Here is a 579-nt window from a genome sequence, read left to right as displayed (position 1 = left end):
CGCCTGCTGCAGAAGTACGGCAAGGCCACGCCCGAGGCGCTGGTGGAGTCGGCCCTGTGGGAGGCGTCCCTCTTCGAGGAGCACGGTTTCCGCGACATCAAGATCTCGGTCAAGCACAACGACCCGGTCGTGATGGTCAACGCCTACCGCCAGCTGGCCGCCCAGTGCGACTATCCCCTGCACCTCGGCGTGACCGAGGCGGGCCCGGCCTTCCAGGGCACCATCAAGTCCGCCGTCGCCTTCGGCGCCCTGCTCTCCGAGGGCATCGGCGACACCATCCGCGTCTCCCTGTCGGCCCCGCCGGCCGAGGAGATCAAGGTCGGCATCCAGATCCTGGAATCCCTCAACCTGCGCCAGCGCCGCCTGGAGATCGTCTCCTGCCCGTCCTGCGGCCGCGCCCAGGTCGACGTCTACAAGCTCGCCGAGGAGGTCACCGCCGGCCTGGAGGGCATGGAGGTGCCGCTGCGCGTGGCGGTCATGGGCTGTGTCGTCAACGGCCCGGGTGAGGCCCGTGAGGCCGACCTCGGCGTCGCCTCCGGCAACGGCAAGGGCCAGATCTTCGTCAAGGGCGAGGTCATC

The 579-nt window shown here is 69.6% G+C and carries 1 protein-coding gene; it reads left to right on the top strand.

The features are described 5' to 3' along the window. Positions 1–579: flavodoxin-dependent (E)-4-hydroxy-3-methylbut-2-enyl-diphosphate synthase (locus LE181_RS31950; protein WP_225665111.1), on the top strand; the 579-nt coding region annotated here is incomplete at both ends.

Source organism: Streptomyces sichuanensis, from assembly GCF_020328095.1.
Lineage (GTDB): Bacteria > Actinomycetota > Actinomycetes > Streptomycetales > Streptomycetaceae > Streptomyces > Streptomyces cinnamoneus.
This window is presented reverse-complemented; position numbering and strand designations above follow the sequence as displayed.